The organism is Aphanizomenon sp. UHCC 0183, assembly GCF_009712065.1.
GTDB lineage: Bacteria > Cyanobacteriota > Cyanobacteriia > Cyanobacteriales > Nostocaceae > Dolichospermum > Dolichospermum heterosporum.
Window position 1 is genome coordinate 1 of record NZ_VILC01000097.1, and the last position, 16,480, is coordinate 16,480.

General features: G+C 41.6%; 12 protein-coding genes, 1 tRNA gene and 1 pseudogene. 7 read left to right on the top strand and 7 right to left on the bottom strand.

Features of this window, described 5'->3' with window-relative positions; translation table 11 throughout:
• Positions 1-85: 85 nt before the first annotated feature.
• A complete protein-coding gene (locus FJR37_RS22175; protein WP_254434640.1) occupies positions 86-262 on the bottom strand; it encodes a hypothetical protein in 177 nt (58 codons plus the stop codon).
• Positions 263-633: 371 nt separating this feature from the next.
• Here FJR37_RS22175 and FJR37_RS22180 point away from each other — a divergent pair, with 371 nt between their 5' ends.
• Positions 634-1,728: a phosphotransacetylase family protein gene (locus FJR37_RS22180; protein ID WP_168467136.1), complete on the top strand. Its 1,095-nt coding sequence runs from the start codon at positions 634-636 to the stop codon at positions 1,726-1,728.
• Positions 1,729-1,779: 51 nt separating this feature from the next.
• Here the strand turns inward: FJR37_RS22180 and FJR37_RS27840 are convergent, their stop codons facing one another.
• Positions 1,780-2,769 (bottom strand): Ycf66 family protein, encoded by a 990-nt coding sequence (locus FJR37_RS27840; RefSeq protein ID WP_168467137.1) that lies wholly within the window; start codon positions 2,767-2,769, stop codon positions 1,780-1,782.
• A gap of 456 nt (positions 2,770-3,225) precedes the next feature.
• On the opposite strand from FJR37_RS27840, the gene gndA reads away from it, so the two are divergent.
• The 3 genes from gndA to FJR37_RS22200 all read left to right on the top strand — a co-directional run bounded on the left by gndA (position 3,226) and on the right by FJR37_RS22200 (position 5,822).
• A complete protein-coding gene (gene gndA / locus FJR37_RS22190) occupies positions 3,226-4,656 on the top strand; it encodes an NADP-dependent phosphogluconate dehydrogenase (protein ID WP_168467138.1) in 1,431 nt (476 codons plus the stop codon).
• Between the two features lie 137 nt (positions 4,657-4,793).
• The gene (locus FJR37_RS22195) at positions 4,794-4,934 is read left to right on the top strand and encodes a hypothetical protein (RefSeq protein ID WP_168467139.1); all 141 of its coding nucleotides are present in this window, start codon (positions 4,794-4,796) and stop codon (positions 4,932-4,934) included.
• A gap of 330 nt (positions 4,935-5,264) precedes the next feature.
• Positions 5,265-5,822 carry a Uma2 family endonuclease gene (locus FJR37_RS22200; RefSeq protein WP_053540480.1) on the top strand — a complete coding sequence of 186 codons (558 nt, stop codon included), beginning with the start codon at positions 5,265-5,267 and terminating at the stop codon, positions 5,820-5,822.
• 65 nt (positions 5,823-5,887) lie between these two features.
• Here FJR37_RS22200 and FJR37_RS22205 read toward each other — a convergent pair.
• Positions 5,888-5,998, bottom strand: a pseudogene (locus FJR37_RS22205) (transposase); the annotation flags it as partial.
• A 490-nt stretch (positions 5,999-6,488) separates the two neighbouring features.
• Between FJR37_RS22205 and cobN the strand changes: the two are divergent.
• Together cobN and FJR37_RS22215 are read left to right on the top strand one after the other, a co-directional pair.
• On the top strand, positions 6,489-10,223 hold the full coding sequence (gene cobN, locus FJR37_RS22210) for a cobaltochelatase subunit CobN (RefSeq protein WP_168467140.1): 3,735 nt from the start codon (positions 6,489-6,491) through the stop codon (positions 10,221-10,223).
• A gap of 19 nt (positions 10,224-10,242) precedes the next feature.
• Positions 10,243-11,220, top strand: a complete 978-nt coding sequence (locus FJR37_RS22215; protein WP_168467141.1) for a peptidoglycan-binding protein — start codon at positions 10,243-10,245, stop codon at positions 11,218-11,220.
• Between the two features lie 200 nt (positions 11,221-11,420).
• On the opposite strand, the gene FJR37_RS22220 is transcribed toward FJR37_RS22215, so the two are convergent.
• From FJR37_RS22220 to lipA, 4 genes are all read right to left on the bottom strand, one after another.
• Positions 11,421-11,876, bottom strand: coding sequence for a Fur family transcriptional regulator (locus FJR37_RS22220; protein ID WP_027404555.1), 456 nt, complete (start codon positions 11,874-11,876; stop codon positions 11,421-11,423).
• A gap of 233 nt (positions 11,877-12,109) precedes the next feature.
• Positions 12,110-13,342, bottom strand: coding sequence for an RNA polymerase sigma factor SigC (gene sigC, locus FJR37_RS22225; protein ID WP_039203605.1), 1,233 nt, complete (start codon positions 13,340-13,342; stop codon positions 12,110-12,112).
• 548 nt (positions 13,343-13,890) lie between these two features.
• Positions 13,891-14,862, bottom strand: a complete 972-nt coding sequence (locus FJR37_RS22230) for an NAD(P)H-dependent glycerol-3-phosphate dehydrogenase (RefSeq protein ID WP_168467142.1) — start codon at positions 14,860-14,862, stop codon at positions 13,891-13,893.
• A gap of 27 nt (positions 14,863-14,889) precedes the next feature.
• The gene (lipA, locus tag FJR37_RS22235) at positions 14,890-15,759 is read right to left on the bottom strand and encodes a lipoyl synthase (RefSeq protein WP_053540474.1); all 870 of its coding nucleotides are present in this window, start codon (positions 15,757-15,759) and stop codon (positions 14,890-14,892) included.
• 176 nt (positions 15,760-15,935) lie between these two features.
• On the opposite strand from lipA, the gene FJR37_RS22240 reads away from it, so the two are divergent.
• Positions 15,936-16,009 (top strand) — tRNA-Pro (locus tag FJR37_RS22240).
• The last annotated feature ends 471 nt before the right edge of the window (positions 16,010-16,480 follow it).

Consider the following 16,480-nt stretch of genomic DNA (forward strand, 5'->3'; position numbering starts at 1 on the left):
AATCAGAACATTAGTATCTAGAACTAGCTTCATGAAATTATCTCAAAAATTTCCTCATCGGTATAACCTGTTTGATTCTTTGCCATCAAATAAGAACGCAGTGCGCGGAAATAGCTTTACCAATGAAACTATCAGGAGATATACCTTCAGCTTCAGTAATTTCTAAAAGTGCTGCTTTTAGTTCTGGATTAATGGTAATATTGACATACTCACCGACCTGAAGGTGCGGTGATTTTTGACACTTCGCCAGAACACGCCACAAGTGGTCTTATCGTCCCTCCATGTCCGTTTAAAGTCTCCCAATGCCCTATGGCGACTATGACCAAATTTTAACATAAAGCCGTCCTGGAAGGACGGGGCTTGTGTCCCGTCTTTTCGGTAATGACATGAGAAGAAATCAAAGCTTCAATATAATCGCTTGTATATACCAAGAAACATAAAATATTTATTTAAACAGATATTTTTATCTTGATCAAAATCGCTACAATAGCTACCACAGCTAGATTTATTCCCATTTAATTTTGAAAATTTAGACAATTAGGATAGCTATTGCTATTTACCTTCCGCCTATTGCACTAAAATTAGTAGACACCTAGCTGAGTTGTACAAACTTTTGAAATTAGGAGTGCATACGTGCCAACACTTGCTAAATACTTGCTGGTTGGATCAGTTGAAGCTTACAGTGGCAAATCTGCAACAGTTTTAGGTTTGTCTCATCAGCTAAAACAAAAAGGTTTGGATATTGCTTATGGCAAACCTTTGGGTAATTTTGTCAAGACATCTGCGGGAACAGTAGTTGAAGAAGATGTCCAGTTCATTACTCATAACCTTAACCTGCCAGACAACCGCATTGCTCCCACCTTATTATCTTTGGATGAAATTACCGTCCAGAAACGCTTACAGGGAGAAGATACAACTAACTATCAAGAGTTACTAGTACAAAAGTATTCACAAATACCAAAGAGTAATTTGGTAATCTTAGAAGGGCCTGCTAACTTATCAGAAGGAAATTTATTTGGATTATCCTTACTGGAATTAGCAGAAAAATTAGATGCTCCTGTACTGTTAATTAGTCGTTATCAATCACTAAATTCTGTTGAGGCCTTATTATTTGCTAAACAGCAATTAGGTAAACGGTTAATGGGTGTCGTCATTAACGAAGTCCCTCACGAACAATTAGAGTTAGTTCACACACTCTTACGTCCATTCCTGGAAAAACAGGGGATTTCTGTCCTAGCAACACTGCCCAAAAGTGATGTCCTCCGCAGTGTCAGCGTTGGGGAATTAGTCAAGCAGTTAAACGCGGAAGTTCTTTGTCGGAGCGATCGCCTAGATTTATTAGTCGAAAGTCTCGCCATTGGGGCGATGAACGTCAACTCCGCCGTCAAATACTTCCGCAAACGTCAGAACATGGCAGTAGTCACAGGGGGCGATCGCGTTGAAATTCAACAAGCAGCCCTAGAAACATCTACCCAATGCCTCATCCTGACTGGACAACTGCCACCCCCTGCCTTTATCCTCAACCGCGCTGAAGAGTTAGAAATCCCGATTTTATCCGTGGATTTAGACACTCTCACCACAGTAGAGATAATTGATCGCACCTTTGGTCAAGTTCGTGTTCATGAACCAATTAAAATAGAGTGCATTCGCTCTCTTATGTCTGAGCATTTTGATATTGACCGTTTATTATCCCAATTGGGACTTAATCCAGCGGCAGCAGTATCATAAACTACCCAGATTCCTTTGATTTATTAGAATCAGCAGCGTAAATCCTCTTAATTACTCCTCGACTGGTTTATTTAGTGGGATTTGTTCTGGCAATGCTTCCCCAACTGGTTTAACTTCCTCAATGGTCATATCAGACTTGTCGGCTGCTTCTGCGGCTAATAACTCTGATGTCACTGGATTTGGGGAACTTATTTCTGGTGCATCTGCCGTTTCGCTAGTTTCTTCTATGGCAATAACCACCTCAGTTTGAATTATCTCTACCACAGCTTCAGTTGACCCTGCTGTAGGAGTTTCGGAAATTACAACCTCAGTTTGAATGATCTCGACTACAGTTTCGGTTTCTCCTGTGATAAATGACTCGGAAATCACCACCTCAGTTTGAGTGATCTCTACCACAGTTTCCGGTGCTGTTGGCGGAATTACCTGTTCTTCCTCTATGACAGTGGGTGGAGTTGGTGCTACTTCTACCACTTCTAAAATAGAAGATTGAGCAAAAGTCTCCTCAGACGAAGTTTCAGTTGTCATTGCTGGGGTAGCAGTTACCGACTCATCTGGTAATACTGATGGTGGCGTTGCTTCAGTTCCATTTGTTCGCAAAATCTCTGCAGCAGTTTTAATTACAGGCTTTTTATTCACAGTCTGCTGTATTTTCGCCTTAGCACCACCAAACACACTAGCAACAAAGCTTGATAACTGTCCAAATTTCTCTTTTACAGAAAACTTTGACATTTGTTCTTGAAAACTCACCTTAATTAGCTCAGGACTGGGGAGAGGAGTTTGTTGTCCTGCGGGAGCAAGTTGTCGCCGTAATGAAAGGGTTTGTGCCACAAACCATACCAACATTGCCACACTAGCTACATGACCTAGTAATAGCCCTCCAGTAATTCGAGATGCAAAAATCCATAACACTAAAGCGTAGAATAACCCAACGCCACTCCAGATGAAATCATTCTTGCGATGGATTTCTGGAAAAAAGAAGGCTGATAGATAAATGGCGAGACTGCCAAAACCGATTACCAACGCTAGAAAATAAGCCAGCATTTTTTAATCCTCCTTACTATTTAATTCGAGAAAGGGAACAGGGGGCAGGGGGCAGGGGGCAGGGGAAGTAGGGGAGTAGGGGGAGTAGGGGGAGTAGGGGAGTAGGGGAGTAGGGGGAGTAGGGGGAGTAGGGGAGTAGGGGGAGTAGGGGGAGTAGGGGGAGTAGGGGGAGTAGGGGAGAAATTTCTTCCTTCTGAACTCCTGATAGCGAAGCGTGGCGTTAGCCATACTCCTGAACTCCTGCTATATGTATTTTAATTTTGCAAAATTTGGGACTAAATTGTGGACTTCGATACAAATTAAAATTAATTCATTGATGTGAGTGATGATTTCTTAAATTTTAGAAAAACTCTTAATATCTTCTTTAGGAGTGAAGCCAAAATCTCGGACTACCCTTAAAGAGAAAGGATCTGCAAGAGAAAGAGCCAAACCCAAACAAAAGATTTAAACTGAACTATGACACTACAAAGCTTTGGTGTGATTGGATTAGCAGTTATGGGCGAAAACATCGCACTTAACGTAGAAAGAAATGGCTTCCCAATTGCAGTTTACAACCGCTCTCGTGAAAAAACCGATGCCTTCATGGCGCACCGCGCCCCAGGACGGAACGTTAGAGCCGCTTTTAGCCTCGAACAATTTGTCGCCTCATTGGAACGTCCCCGCAAAATTTTGGTGATGGTACAAGCTGGTAAGCCTGTTGATGCGGTAATCCAACAGCTTAAGCCTTTACTCCAAGAAGGTGATATCATTATTGACGGTGGTAACTCTTGGTTTGAAGACACCGATAGACGCACTCAAGAATTAGAACCCATCGGTTTACGCTATATCGGTATGGGTGTGAGTGGCGGTGAAGAAGGCGCGTTGAATGGTCCTTCTCTCATGCCTGGTGGGACAAGAAGCTCTTATGAGTACCTATCTCCCATTTTCAACAAAATTGCGGCTCAAGTTGATGATGGTCCCTGTGTAACCTACATTGGTCCTGGTGGTTCTGGACACTATGTGAAAATGGTTCATAACGGTATTGAGTACGGTGATATGCAGTTAATTGCAGAAGCCTACGATTTGCTGAAAAATGTGGCTGGTTTAAGTGCAGCACAACTCCATGAAGTCTTTGCTCAATGGAATACAACTGACGAACTCAATTCATTTTTGATTGAGATTACCGCGAATATTTTCCCCTACGTAGATCCAGACACCAAAATTCCTCTCGTTGATTTGATTGTTGACGCAGCCGGTCAAAAAGGAACTGGTCGTTGGACTGTACAAACTGCTTTAGAATTGGGTGTAGCTATTCCGACAATTACAGCAGCGGTAAATGCTCGAATTCTCTCTTCAATTCGAGATGAACGGATTGCTGCTTCTAAGGTCATCACCGGACCAAATGCTAAGTATGGTGGTGATATTGCAGCTTTTGTGAACATGGTGCGTGATGCTCTTTATTGTTCCAAAATCTGTTCTTATGCTCAAGGTATGGCGCTGTTATCTACAGCTTCTAAAACCTACAATTGGGAATTAAATCTGGGCGAAATGGCGCGGATTTGGAAAGGTGGTTGTATTATTCGCGCTGGTTTCTTGAATAAGATTAAGAAAGCATTTGACGAAAATCCCGCTTTACCTAACTTGTTGTTAGCGCCTGAATTTAAGCAAACAATTCTGGATAGACAAGCTGCTTGGCGGGAAGTAATTGTCACTGCTGCTAAATTGGGTATTCCTGTTCCAGCTTTCAGTGCTTCTCTAGATTACTTCGATAGTTACCGCCGCGATCGCTTGCCACAAAACTTAACTCAAGCACAACGGGACTACTTCGGCGCTCACACCTACAAACGAACTGACAAAGAAGGATCTTTCCACACTGAGTGGGTTCCCATTGCTGAAGCTCAGAAGTAAGATACTTTTAGTTAGGCTTTCAAATTAATTCTTGTTGTTAATTTCGGCAAGATTGCCTGTAGGGGCGGGGTTTCCCCGCCCTTAATTATATACAAAAGATGAAGTAGAATAATCTATAGTTATGTTTACAAAAAAAAATGAACAACTATATACTGGACAGATTAAGAGTTGATAGAATGCTCAACAAGCGATCGCTCTTTAGGTTGAAGAAGGAGTCAGGAGTCAGTAGCCAGGAGTCAGAATCAATCAGTCGAGGATTCAAACCTGCGACTGATTAAAGACCACCAAATCTACGATTTGGTGGGGGTCTTAAACCCAGTTATTCATCCGCCACTCGCACAGAATTCATTCTGAATTCTGACTCCTGACTCCTGAATTCTGTTCGATAAAATAATTTATACACTGTATAATAATTCTACAACTCTGTTATTGGTATTGGAAGCGATTCCTAGTTCGTTCTTCGCTATCGCACTTACAGCAATTTTAGGGCAAACCCACCACAAGAATAAATCGCAGGATCAAGAAGCAATTACAACTTTAAAAATGTAAAATATCTAATATATTCCCTAGTTTTATCCATCTCAATTAAAATCCAAATAGAGGTGACAATGGTTTTACAATTAGTCAGACACCAATTTACAGTTAAGCAATTTCACCAAATGGCTGAATCTGGTATTTTGTCAGAAAATGATAGATTAGAATTAATTCGGGGGGAAATGATTGATATGTCACCTATTGGCAGAAGACACGCTGGTTGTGTCAATAGATTAGTTAATTTGCTGATTCAGCTTCTCGGAAAGCAAATAGTGCTTGCACCTCAAAATCCTGTAGAATTGGATGAAACCTCTGAACCCCAGCCAGATATAGCATTATTAAAACCACGTCCAGATTTTTATAGAAATTCACACCCCCAACCAGAAGATATATTTTTGTTAATAGAAGTTGCTGATACAACGGTAAAATATGATCGGGAAGTGAAAATTCCTTTATATGCAGAAGCAAATATTCCTGAAGTTTGGTTATTAGATGTTAATCAAGAGGTTGTAGAAGTATATCGAAATCCTCTCCAGGGAGTTTATCAAGATGTACAGAAGTTAGTCAAAAATCAAATTTTATCAATTTTAGCTTTTCCTGATGTGCATATTAATGTGACTGAGGTATTTTAATAATCATCTTTATTTGTAGTCTATTAATATGCGGATCACCATTTTTTTCGGCTCTTGCGCTACTTTTATGGATAATTAATACTAAAGTGCCAGTTTAATAAACTGCGTAATCTGAAATTGCTAAAGTTGCGAAAGCCATATCCAAGTCGTTTAATAAGTTTGAGTTTATTATTCATAAGAATACCCGGTAAGTGGGAAACTCAGTGGCTTGGCTCCCTGAGAGGGAAACGACACGAGTTGCTTGTATCTCAGGTCTAAAGACACTGAGCTTTACGCTTACCGGATGCTCTTGTAAGAGTTTGACATTTAAGAGATTAGTATTAGGGAACACCAAAAAATAAATTACCCAATTTTGTGGGATGGCCATCCTGCCCGTCCTTGATGGTTAGCGGGCAAGATGCCCGCACCACAAAAATTTTTGGGTATTTTTTTAATTGGAAGTCCCTTAAGTAACAAATAAAAAAGCGAGAATCGCGGATTATATGGATTACGCTGATTACACAGATTTTTTTCATTTGCTAAGATAACCAAAATCTGTGTAATTCTTTAATCCTTAGAATCCGCGATTCTCACCTTCTCTGAAAATATGTTGATACCAAGGAGACTTCTAGTCAGCCAAAACTTTTAAAACATCCTCTAAAAATTTCCATCATTAAATTACCAATTATGCACAGAATCAGCGCCACACCAGGCGGATTAAATCAGTCTGAAGGTTTATTTTTCCTCGAACAAACTCCTGCCCCTTTCGTATTGATTACAGCAGCCGATACTGATATTCAAACCCTAGCGGCTGTAGTTCCTAAATTACCTAGTCAATTCCCCGAAATCAGGGTAGCCAACTTATTACAACTACAGCAACAAATAAGTATAGATGCTTATAGTGAACAAGTTTTAGAATCCGCCCAAGTTATTGTGCTTCGTCTCATAGGAGGAAGTTCATACTGGGCTTATGGTTTAGAAGTCGTACAAGAAATTGTACAACGTAATGGCACAACTCTAATTGTCATGCCAGGAGATGACGGACTTGATTTTGATTTAATTTCCAAATCTACGGTTTCTCAAGAAATCGTCCAGAAGATTTGGCAATACTTTCAAGAAGGTGGTACAGAAAATTTCCTCAATGCCTTGCAATTTATTGCTGATACATCCTTATCAACGGCGTTTAATCCCCCACAACCACAACCTGTTCCCCGCGTAGGATTGTACGAAATAAGTCAGGATGTAGGGGCGCAGGGCTTGCGCCCAGTCAGGAGTCAGCCTAAAGTGGGGATTTTGTTTTATCGCGCCCATTATTTAGCAGGAAACACTAAAGTTATTGATGCTTTATGTAATGCTTTGATAGAGAAAAATTTACAGCCTGTACCAGTTTTTGTTTCTTCATTGCGCGAACCTGGTGTTAGTAATCAATTATGTGAATTATTAGCAGCAAAAGATGATCATTCTGTTAGCTTGTTGATGAATACCACCAGTTTCTCCCTAGCAAGTTTAGAAACAGAAACACCACAAACCGAACTTTGGGAAAAATTAAATGTCCCGGTTTTGCAAGTAATTCTTTGTGCTAGTTCCGTTGAACAATGGGAATCAGAATCACAAGGTTTAACACCCCGTGATATTGCCATAAATGTGGCATTACCAGAAGTAGATGGGCGAATTATTAGTCGGGCTGTGTCTTTCAAAACCTTACAAACTCGGAATAATAAACTAGAAACCGATGTCGTAGTTTATGAACCCGTGAGCGATCGCATTCAATTCGTCGCCCAACTGGCTGCAAACTGGGTAAGATTGCGGGTAAAACCGCCCCAAGAACGCCGCATAGCCATAATTTTAGCAAATTACCCCAACACCAACGGACGGCTCGCCAACGGCGTAGGACTGGACACTCCTGCTAGTTGTGTAGAAATTCTCAAAGCCTTAAAGTTAGCTGGTTATGAATTAGGAACTATTCCCGAAACTGGAGACGAATTAATTCAAATTCTCACATCTAGCGTTACCAATGATCCCGAAGGAAAAGATTGGAAACCAATAAATCAAAGTTTGTCAGCAGCAGAATATCAAAACTATTTTTCCACCCTACCAATAAATATCCAAAAACAAATTATTGCCCGTTGGGGACAACCTATTTTAGACGCGATCCAAAATTGGACAATTTCTGGAATTCAATTTGGTAATGTTTTTGTTGGTATTCAACCATCACGAGGTTACGATCTTGATCCTAGTTTAAATTATCATGCCCCCGATTTAGAACCAACACATAATTATTTAGCCTTTTATGATTGGGTACGAGAATCTTTTCAAGCAGATGCCATAGTTCATGTAGGAAAACATGGCAACTTAGAATGGCTACCAGGAAAAAGTGTCGCCTTATCTAATACTTGTTATCCAGAAATTGCCTTGGGACCAATGCCCCATTTATATCCATTTATTGTTAATGATCCCGGAGAAGGTTCACAGGCAAAAAGACGCGCCCAAGCCGTAATCATTGATCACCTCACACCAGCAATGACAAGGGCAGAATTATATGGACCATTGCAACAAGTAGAAAATCTTATTGATGAATATTACGAAGCCGAAAGTTTAGATCCTTCCAGATTACCAACAATACGCGATCGCATTCAAGAACTCGTCATCAAAGAAAACCTGTACAAAGACTTAGGAATCACCAACCCCGAAGACATCGCCAACTTTGAAACCCTGATCTTAAACTCCCTAGACGGTTACTTGTGCGAACTCAAAGAAGCCCAAATCCGCGACGGCTTACACATATTCGGTCAATGTCCCCAAGGAACCCAACTACGAGACCTAATAGTAGCGATCGCCCGCATCCCCAACCGCCATTCTATCGGCATTACCCGCGCCATAGCCAAACAGTGGCAAATAGACATAGACCCCCTCACCGACAACTTCTCAACCCCCCTCTCTGCGCCTCTGCGCCTCTGCGAGAGACTTAAATCCTGCCACATCATCGGCGATGTCGTCGAACTCCTAGAAATAGAAGCCGCCCATTTAGTAGAAGAAGTTATCTCTGGGCGCAGACCCTGCGCCCCTACGGATTGGATCAGTGACAAACTCCTCCCAGCCCTACAAAAAACCAACCAAGAAACCACAAACCTCCTACGGGGACTTGACGGAAAATACGTTCCCAGCGGGGCTTCTGGCGCACCCACCCGCGGACGACCCGAAGTTCTACCCACAGGTAAAAACTTTTACGCCGTTGACATTCGCGCCATACCCACAGAAACCGCCTGGGACATTGGCAGAAAAGCCGCTGAAACCCTGATTGAAACCTACACCCAAGAACATGGAGAATACCCCCAAACCCTGGGTTTATCAGTGTGGGGAACAGCCACCATGCGGACTGGTGGTGATGATATAGCCGAAGCCTTAGCTTTACTTGGTGTGCAACCCGTGTGGGATGGTGCAGCAAGACGAGTAGTAGATTTTGAAATTTTACCCTTGGCGATTATCGGTCGTCCCCGTGTGGATGTCACCCTAAGAATTTCCGGGTTTTTCCGGGATGCTTTCCCCAATTTAATCGCTTTATTTGATCAAGCAGTGAAAGCCGTTTCAGCTTTAGATGAACCACCAGACCAAAATCCCTTAGCAGATACAGTTCGTCAAGAAACAGCACAATGGACTCAAGAAGGTTTATCTTTAGAAGTAGCCCAAGAGCGATCGGAATATCGCGTTTTTGGTTCTCAACCAGGGGCATATGGTGCAGGACTCCAGGGACTAATAGCCTCCCAAAACTGGGAAAATGATCAGGATTTAGCCCAAGCTTACACAAATTGCAGTGCTTACGCCTATTCTTCTAGTGAGGGAACAGGGAACAAAAATGCAGAAGCCTTTGAACAACGCTTAAAGCAAATGCAAATCGTCCTCCACAATCAAGACAACCGAGAACACGATTTACTCGATTCCGACGATTATTATCAATTTCAGGGTGGTTTAACCGCAGCCGTGCGTTCTCTCCAAGGTAAAAATCCCCAAACCTACTTTGGCGACCATTCCAACACATCTCAACCCAAAATCCGCCAACTTAGTGCCGAAATTGCCAGGGTTTATCGTTCCCGCATCGTTAATCCTAAATGGATAGCTGGAGTCATGCGTCATGGATATAAAGGTGCATTTGAAATGGCTGCAACCGTAGATTTTCTCTTCGCTTACGATGCTACCGCCCAATGTGTCGAAGATTATATGTATCAAGGTGTTGTAGAAGCTTATTTAGAAGACGCTACCGTTTGTGAATTTATTCATGACAAGAATCCCTGGGCATTACGCGATATTGCGGAAAGATTACTAGAAGCCAATCAACGCGGCTTATGGCAGGATGTGAATATACAAACCCTCGAAAACCTCCGCAATTTGGTGCATCAAGCGGAAGCAACTATCGAAGAAAAATAATTTCATTTAGGAACTGGATATGGAAAATCTTGCGTATTTACATTTAGCTTTTGCCAATCAAGACGAAGAAACCACTGAGTTAATATCCCTCAGTTCTTTATTCAAAACAACAGCCCCACCAAATTGGCAACTCTTTTCTAGTAGTGCGTGGAAATACATGATTCCTCTGGCTCTAACTATATCTATTTTGAATAGTGTTAGTAGTGTTTTCGCCTTAGAAAAAAATGATAACGCTGCTACCGTAAACAGTCTCCAACAAAATGAAATATCTCAAATTAAAACCGCCAATAATCAAGTTATCAGTACAGCCCCGATAACCCCCACTATCTCAAATAATATTATTTCCGTGAATAACAAGCGCAAAGACCCCAATCTCCTCAGCAAAGGTGATGAAGGTGCAGATGTCAAAGTTTTACAAGAACGCTTGAAAATCGCTGGTTTTTATTATGGTAATTCCACAGGCATTTTTGGTCCAATTACTCACGAAGCGGTAAAACGATTCCAAAAAGCTTATCAACTCACAGTTGATGGTGTTGTCGGTAAATCCACACTAGCCAAATTACCAGATGTTACCGATGAAAATCAAACAACTACTTCTCAAAAATTAGATCACCCAGATATACTTAGTTTAGGCGATCGCGGTGAAGCCGTCAGAATTCTCCAAGCACAATTAATCACCGCCGGATTTCTCCAAAATCAGCCCAATGGTTACTATGGTTCTAACACAGTTGATGCCGTAAAACGCTTTCAAAAACAACACAAACTAGAAATCAATGGACTGGCTGGACAAACTACCCGTTCTAAGTTACACAGTTTAGTTAAAAACTCTGCCAAAAGTGATTTCACCACTCTAGAAATCCAAAGACGACTACAGGAAAAAGGTTTCTATAAAGGTCAAATCAACGGCATGATGGCATCTGATACCAAAAAAGCAATTAGTCGCGCTCAAGAATTTTATGGTATCAGTCTCAAAGATATTAAAAGCGGAAGTTTTTAATCCCCCGCTTTCTCCAAATCATCAGATTCCCCACGACTTGATTCATCCTCCAAATTTTGGGCTAGTACCGCAGAATGGAAGTCAAAAGTCAAAAGTCAAAATTAAGACTGCATAGGCTTTTTGGCTTTTGGAAATGGTTGGTTTATTTACGCCGTGCTGTACTAGTAATTGGTAATTACTCTTGCCTCTTGCCTTAGTTATTAAATTGGCATCAGCGCTCTTTGACACTTAGGACACACGGCATGGATTGTCATTTGACAATCTAATAAATGAAACCCCTCTTTTTGCGCTGTTTTTCCGCCAATCTTTAAAACTGAGTCATTCTTAAACTCAATAGTCGAATTACAGCGAACACAAATGAGGTGATGATGGTGATGGGGATAAGGCTGATTAATTTCATAATGTTTATGCCCTTCACCCAATTCCAACTCCCGTAAAATCCCCATTCTCGCCATTAACTTTAAAGTGCGATAAATAGTTGATAAACTAATCCCTTCACCATCAGTTTCTAAACGATGATATAGGTCCTCTGCACTTAAATGTTCACCTTGCGGGAGTTCCTGAAAAATATGTAGAATTGTTTCGCGCTGTGGAGTTAAACGCCAGCCACGGTCGTTTAACTCTGCTTTAAGTGAACCAGTTGTGTAGACAGTCATACTAAATTTTCTCAACAAAGCTCATTAATTGAGAATATAACAAATATTTGGCTTGATTTGCAACAATCATTGCTTATTGAGAATATTTGCTAGTGGTCAGTTGTCAGTTGTCAGTTGTCAGTTGTCAGTTGTCAGTTGTCAGTTGTCAGTTGTCAGTTGCCTCTTGCCTCTTGCCTCTTGCCCCTTGCCTCTTGCCTCTTGCCTCTTGCCTCTTGCCTCTTACCTCTTACCTTCTAACTTAACGACTCTAGATAGTCGCGGACTAGGTTACGACGTTTAGGTTGGCGAAGTTTTTGTAAAGCCTTGGATTCAATTTGTCTGACCCTTTCCCGTGATAAATCAAGGGCGCGACCGATTTCTGCTAAAGAGTAGGCATGACCATCGGACAAGCCAAAGCGCATCGAAATAACATCCCGTTCTCGACTGGTTAAATCATCAAGAAGATTATGCAAATCCTTATGTAAAGATTCTCGCATCAACATCTCCTCTGGCGTAATCGTATCAGTCTCCAGTAATTCTCCTAATTCAGTATCTTTATCCTTCCCTACCTTCGTTTCCAAAGACACAGACCGAGGAACTCTCAATAGCACTTCCCGGACTTGGATAGCTGTCATATCCAACTCAATGGCTAGGTCTTCTAAAGTCGGAGTGCGACCTTTTTCTTGGGCAATTTTCCGTTGCGCCTTTTTAATTTTATTGAGCTTTTCGGTAATATGGACAGGTAGGCGAATAGTGCGGCTAGAAGTAGCGATCGCCCTGGTAATACCTTGACGAATCCACCAGTAAGCATAGGTACTAAAACGATAACCCTTTGTAGGATCAAACTTCTCAACTGCTCGTTCTAAACCTAAAGTCCCTTCTTGCACCAAATCTAACAATTCCAAACCCCGATTTTGGTACTTTTTGGCAACAGATACCACCAAACGCAAATTCGCCTTAATCATGTGGGACTTGGCTTGTAGTCCTTGAGTTTGAACTTGTTCTAGTTCTTCAACTGTTAAATTAGCAATTTCCGCCCAGCGTCTTTTCCCATTGGCTAAAGTCGGCTTAAGATCAGGTAAATTTATCCCCGCAGTAGTCGCCCACCGTTCCAAAGAAGGGCGGTGTCCTAGTTCTGATGTCAACCGCTCCTGTACCTCCATTAACCGGGCATAAGGGGCAATTACAGCGTCTCCCTCAGTGGCAGCAGCACCAAGCAATAACCGCATCCGTAAATATCGCTGTACTTTTTGGGCTTCAGCAACTTCCTCATCTCGTCCTAATAAGCGGACTCGACCAATTTCTTGCAGATAGAGGCGTACCAAGTCTGTGCTACGTCGGCTAGTTTGCGCGGCTAAGGCTAAGTCTGACTCAACAGCAGCCATATCTAAATCTGGCAAATCATCATTATTGATTTCAATATCCAAGGGTGAACTAGGATTTTGCCCTTCCTGGGCGGCATTTTTATAAAAAGATGTTGCTGGCATGATGTCTCAAATGGCTCCAGTTAACAATAGATTACGGTCAGCTAAAATTACGGTCAGCTAATCAACTGTTGCTATTCCGTAATTTCGTCATGAAATAACATAGTTTGGGCTTCAGTGTACAATTCTTTGCAAAACTTTGTACTAGTCCAAAGATGTCGAAGAGAAGAAAACTTAATTTATCAGCTTTTGGACTGTTTTAACTGGATAGTTATTTTCACCACAGTGTACTAGGTTAGAAAAATACATTCTTAATGAGTTGTTCGTTACTAGTAGTTGTGTAATTGAATAAATAGCTCTGCAAATCTTCAGTCAGAGTTTCCATTAGGAGTTACCTAGTCAATATTACCATGTTTAAAGATATTGACGGTTATTTTTTTAACTGTTTATTAACATACATTTAGTTGTGATGATGTTTATAAACTACATAGTCATATTTACATCACTCAAAAAGTAATTTCCTGACAATTTGATAAATTTCTTCCAGGGATTTTGCGGTAATCGTTTAATTTCAATTGCACACCTTACACTATCAGCATTTCTCCCCCTATTTACCATATTTGTTCTGTAGGAAAATTATCAAATTCGGGCTTGATGTCTCGTAACATCAGTTTATCTAATGCAAGTCTTGGTGTAACTTCTCCTTCCAGCAGTTGGTAAACTTGCTCGGTAATGGGAATAGCAATGCCTTGTTGTTGGGCGATTTCCATTAATACCCGACAAGTGTTCACACCTTCGGCTGTGCCTGGAAGATTTGCCATAACTCCTTGCAACGTTTTTCCATTGGCTAATTGATAACCAACTTGATAATTGCGACTTAACGGGCTGTTGCAGGTTGCTAATAAGTCCCCTAGACCGGATAAGCCATAAAATGTTTCCGTTTTTGCGCCTAAAGTCTGACCTATTCGTACCATTTCGGTTAAGCCACGAGTGACTAAGGCAGCTTTGGCATTCGTTCCTAAGTGTAACCCATCACATACACCTGCGGCGATCGCTATCACATTTTTCAGTGTTCCCCCTAATTCTACGCCCACAGGGTCAGGATTAGTATAAACACGAAAGCGACTGGAAGAAAATACTATTTGGACTGTTTGGGCAGCATTGGTATTTTTACTTGCTACTACCGTTGCTGCTGGTAATTCCTGGGCAATTTCCTGGGATAAATTCGGACCTGATAAAACCACAACAGGAGAATTAGGAAAAGCTGCTTGCCAAATTTGCGAAGGTGTGTATGTAGTTTGTGGTTCTAGTCCCTTAGTTGCGGTGACAAAGATTGTTTGTGGAGATAAGGGACAAGACTGCACCATAGAAGCCACATCTCTCACCCCTTTCATGGAAATAGCCGACAAGATAACTTGAGCATTTTTATCCTCTAATACTTTTTCTAGAGGTTGGCAGTCAGAACGTGACCATAAATGCACCTGATTACCATTAATTGCTGCTAATTTAGCCAAGGCTGTACCCCAAGCACCCCCACCAAGAATAACGACAGATTTTAAATTTTGGATTTTGGAATTGGTCATTAGGGTAAAATAACAACTGACAACTGACTATCTGGGGTAACGTTTCATTAATTCTCTGACTTGCTCTGCATGATAGGAGCTTCTTGTCAATGGTGAAGAAACAACTTGTAAAAATCCTAGTTCTTCGCCAAAAGTTTGCCATGCTGCAAATTGTTCTGGTGTTACGAAGTTAGATACTTGTAAGTGTTTTTGACTGGGTTGGAGATATTGCCCAATTGTCAAAATATCACAATCTACTTTTCGTAGGTCTTCCATAACTTGGCGAATTTCCGCATCTGTTTCACCTAAGCCGACCATGATACCAGATTTAGTGTAAGTGCTGGGAGAAATTTGGCGAGAACGTTGTAATAATTCCATTGTCCGCTCATAATCTCCCTGGGGACGCACACGGCGATACAAGCGAGGAATGGTTTCTGTATTGTGGTTAATTACTTCTGGTTTCCCTTGCAGAATTATTTCTAAAGCTTGCCAATTACCGCATAAATCGGGAATTAATACTTCAATAGTAGTATGAGGCGAAACTTCATGAATAGCATTAATACAGTGAACAAACTGAGATGCACCACCATCTGGTAAATCATCTCGGTTGACGGAAGTAATCACGACGTGATTAAGCTGCATCCGTTCCACTGCTTTCGCTAGTCTTGTGGGTTCGGTGGGATCTAATGCTTGGGGTTTCTTTTCAAAGTCAATATCACAATAAGGACAAGCCCTGGTGCAAGCTGGACCCATAATCAGAAATGTGGCAGTACCCGCGTTAAAGCATTCCCCAATATTGGGACAGGAAGCTTCTTCGCAAACAGTATTCAGGGCTAAATCCCGTAAAATCTCCTTAACGTTACCAACACGCTCCCATTGAGGTGCTTTCACTCTCAACCAGTCTGGTTTTACAGTCACAGTCTACTTTTACCATTTTAGTTATACAAATCTTATGGTAGCAAGCAAAGACCTTTGTAGAAGAGAAAAAGTTTGTTATTTTGTACTGATTGTGGTACTGTAGAGTTAGATTGCCATTTTTTTGGAAAATTGCTCTACTTGGGATCTCCCCAAAACCGTATTTTCCGCTTTTGTGGCGGGATGTGGCGCAGCTTGGTAGCGCACTTCGTTCGGGACGAAGGGGCCGCTGGTTCGAATCCAGTCATCCCGATTGTTGTACTGTCACTTGCCAGATTATTTGACCGCGTTGACAAATTGGTGTCCGTCTTGCCAAATTGGTGTCCGTCTTGCCAAATTACCTAATCATCATCGTGTATTGGCATTGGAAGCTATTACAATAATAGCTTTTATTTATTGGTATTGCTTCAGTTACGGAAAATCCCGAACGAAGTGCGCCTTTCAACCCACCTAAAATGTTTTATATGCCTGCATAAAGGTCTTTCAACCCGCCTCACTCCGAGATGGGTGTTGAAACTAGTCGAAAGAGCTAGTTTCCCTGAGCCAGCCCTTGCCTTTCAACCCGCCCCACTCCAGGAGGGGTGTTGAAACCCACAAGCGTCAACGTAGTTTTGACACCCTTTGGCCTTTCAACCCGCCCCACTCCAGGAGGGGTGTTGAAACAAACTCCTCCCGACCAAACCCCTACCTAGTGACACTTCCAAAAGCAATTTTGGCAGATGTC